Genomic DNA, 3,278 nt, shown 5'->3' with positions numbered 1-3,278 from the left:
CCAAGGACCAGTGGCGCAAGATGCACTCGATGCTGTACGAGACCGGCCACCCATGGCAGACCTTCAAGGACCCGTGCAACCAGCGCAGCCCGCAGCAGCACGTTGGCGTGGTCCACAGCTCGAACCTGTGCACCGAGATCACCCTGAACACCAACAAGGACGAGATCGCGGTCTGCAACCTGGGCTCGATCAACCTGCCGAACCACATCGTCAACGGCAAGCTGGACACCGACAAGCTCAAGCGCACCGTCGACGTAGCCGTACGCATGCTCGATAACGTCATCGACATCAACTACTACTCGGTTCCGCAGGCGAAGAACTCCAACTTCCGTCACCGTCCGGTCGGCCTGGGCATCATGGGCTTCCAGGACGCGCTGTACCTGCAACACATCCCGTACGGTTCGCAAGCGGCCATCGAGTTCGCCGACACCTCCATGGAGGCAGTCAGCTACTACGCCATCCAGGCTTCCTGTGATCTGGCCGACGAGCGCGGCGCCTACGAGACGTTCCAGGGTTCCCTGTGGTCCAAAGGCATCCTGCCGCTGGATTCGCAACAGATCCTGATCGAAGCCCGTGGCCAGAAGTACATCGATGTCGACCTGAAGGAAACCCTGGACTGGGCGCCTGTACGTGCCCGTGTTCAGAAAGGCATCCGTAACTCGAACATCATGGCCATCGCACCGACCGCGACCATCGCCAACATCACCGGCGTATCGCAGTCGATCGAACCGACCTACCAGAACCTGTACGTGAAATCGAACCTGTCGGGCGAATTCACCGTGATCAACCCGTACCTGGTTCGCGACCTCAAGGCCCGCGACCTGTGGGACTCGGTCATGATCAACGACCTGAAGTACTACGACGGTTCGGTACAACAGATCGAACGCATTCCGCAGGAGCTCAAAGAGCTTTACGCCACCGCGTTCGAAGTGGAAACCAAGTGGATCGTCGACGCGGCCAGCCGTCGTCAGAAGTGGATCGACCAGGCTCAGTCCCTGAACCTGTACATCGCAGGCGCTTCGGGCAAGAAACTGGACGTGACCTACCGCATGGCCTGGTACCGTGGTCTGAAAACCACCTACTACCTCCGTGCCCTGGCCGCGACCAGCACCGAAAAGTCGACCATCAACACCGGCAAGCTCAACGCCGTATCGAGCGGCGGCCACGGCCCGGACGACTCCGCGATCACCGCGCCACGTCCGACCGAAGCTGCACCGGCCGGCCCGGCTCCAGTGCCTAAGGCTTGCGCGATCGACGAGCCGGATTGCGAGGCTTGCCAGTAAGGCAACCCGGTCTTTGCGGATGAATTCGCTCCTGTGTAGGAGCGAATTCATTCGCGAAAGGCCACCATCTCCAAAAACCTCCACTTTTTAGCTACACTGACGCCTTTGAAGCACCCGAGGCGGCAAATATGCCAACCCTTTCCCTTCAGGCCAAAAAAGCCTACTGCGCCAAAACGCGCAAATCCAATTACTCAGCCAGCTTGCGTCTGGAAGGTTTCGACAGCACTCCACTTGATGCTGAGCGTCCCCTCCGGTCTCGTGAGGAATTGCTGAAAACCTACCGCAACAAACAGGCCTGATGCTCGATAAATATGGCACTGGACAAGATCCGTATTGCTACCCAGGCACATCGGTCCTACGTAACAGCTTGGGTTTCACCAGTGACAGGCTTCTAACTCAGGCAGAGCGAGCGCTTTCTGAGGTTGCAGCAAGCTCTATTGAGTTCGCCCCACCGCCTTACGATTTCCCCTACCTAAAAAATATCCATTTCCGGTTATTTTCAGATGTCTATGAATGGGCCGGTGAGCTACGAAGCGTAGATATCTCAAAAGGCGGCACCCATTTTTGTACCGCTAGTCGAATCGAACCTGAAGCTCAAAAACTACTTTCTGCCTTAGCCAAAGCTGACTGGTTTCAGAACCTGAATCGCGATGCACTGGTGCCTGCCATCGCAGAGCTATTCGGTGACCTGAATGTTGTGCATCCTTTTCGAGACGGAAATGGCAGAGCCCAACGAATCCTGTTTGAGCACATCATTGTGAATGCGGGATATGAAATCAGCTGGTGGGAGGTTGATATACAGGAATGGACGCAGGCGAATATTGATGCGGTCGTGTGCGATTACGCAGCACTGACCAAGGTGTTTGAAAAATGCATCGGACGGCCAATCAGCAACTGACTCTCGTTTTTCAAATTGCTTGCCAGGCATTGCCATTCGTCGATTGCCAGACCGAAAAATGAGCAGCATTCCCACGCATAAAATTTTCGCATGACCACAGAGGCCACAATCTACGGCAGGTGCAACTCTTGACCCAAGTCATGCTCTAAACAAACACTCCAAATCGTCCCCCAATGAATCGTTGCCGGAAAAGCCAAGGCACTATATGCTGCGTTTTAAATCGGCAAAAACACTACATAAGGTGTTTTCGCTTCACACATCGTCCATTTTCGGCGCAATGAAAATGGACGTAAAAATGTGAAAAAAGCGAAAAATCACACCGCAATTTCAATCACGGATGAACAAGCTCCGGGGAAAAATCTGTATACTCCCGCGCTTGCTCCAGGGTACTCAAATGACCATTTGCCAATGCAAAGCTGGCTCACCTGAAAGCAACCCCAGACACCCGTATTATTCGCCTGAAGGCCAATGCCGCAGGCGCGCTGAGCGACCGACAATTTTATAGATCGGCAATCACACAAAACTCCGAGTACTCCTCGAAAAATTACTGTCAGCGTGCCCATCGCACGTTGGCAATTCACACTTGAAAAATCCAATCGCGGTTGCCTCAGGCATCCTCACGCACAGGAGCTTTACCACCATGCTGAGCTGGGACGAATTCGATAAAGAAGATGGCGAAGTCGCCAAACCCAATCAGGCTGCACAAGCCCAGGAAGTCACCATGGACCGCCTGGACAGCGCCGGTGGTGCTGCCGCTCTGGAAGCACGCGCCATTACCGCCAATGACTCCGCAGCCCTGATCCGCGCCAAGAAAGCGCTGGATGCTCTGGACATTGCCGAAGGTCTGGCTGAACTGGAAGGCGCCTCGGCCCGTGTCGCGGTCGATGAAAAGCGCATGATCAACTGCCGCGCCGACCTCAACCAGCTCGTACCGTTCAAGTACGACTGGGCCTGGCAGAAGTACCTGGACGGTTGCGCAAACCACTGGATGCCGCAAGAAGTCATCCTTCACCGGAAATCACATGCAACTCAAGAACCCCATCCTCGGTCTGTGCCAACAGGCCACGTTCATGCTCAGTGCCGCCAAGGTCGATCAG

General features: G+C 55.2%; 3 protein-coding genes and 1 pseudogene. All 4 read left to right on the top strand.

Annotated features, from left to right (window positions below; all coding sequences use genetic code 11):
* On the top strand, nt 1-1,283 hold a 1,283-nt coding region (locus ACIPY9_RS24505; RefSeq protein WP_400707798.1), incomplete at its 5' end, for a ribonucleoside-diphosphate reductase subunit alpha.
* Between the two features lie 128 nt (nt 1,284-1,411).
* The gene (locus ACIPY9_RS24500) at nt 1,412-1,582 is read left to right on the top strand and encodes a YhfG family protein (protein ID WP_400707795.1); all 171 of its coding nucleotides are present in this window, start codon (nt 1,412-1,414) and stop codon (nt 1,580-1,582) included.
* Nucleotides 1,582-2,181 (top strand): putative adenosine monophosphate-protein transferase Fic, encoded by a 600-nt coding sequence (locus ACIPY9_RS24495; protein WP_400707792.1) that lies wholly within the window; start codon nt 1,582-1,584, stop codon nt 2,179-2,181. The genes ACIPY9_RS24500 and ACIPY9_RS24495 overlap by 1 nt, the downstream gene beginning before the upstream one ends.
* A 640-nt stretch (nt 2,182-2,821) precedes the next feature.
* Nucleotides 2,822-3,278: pseudogene (locus ACIPY9_RS24490) on the top strand (hypothetical protein); the annotation flags it as partial.

The organism is Pseudomonas sp. NPDC089734, from assembly GCF_044748865.1.
Taxonomy (GTDB): domain Bacteria; phylum Pseudomonadota; class Gammaproteobacteria; order Pseudomonadales; family Pseudomonadaceae; genus Aquipseudomonas.
Note: the sequence above shows the minus strand (reverse complement) of the source record. Positions and strands in the feature narration are given on the sequence as shown.

Coding starts and splice junctions, on each gene's coding strand:
- ACIPY9_RS24500 (WP_400707795.1), top strand. CDS start 1,412: ATGCCAACCCTTTCCCTTCAGGCCAAAAAAGCCTACTGCGCCAAAACG.
- ACIPY9_RS24495 (WP_400707792.1), top strand. CDS start 1,582: ATGCTCGATAAATATGGCACTGGACAAGATCCGTATTGCTACCCAGGC.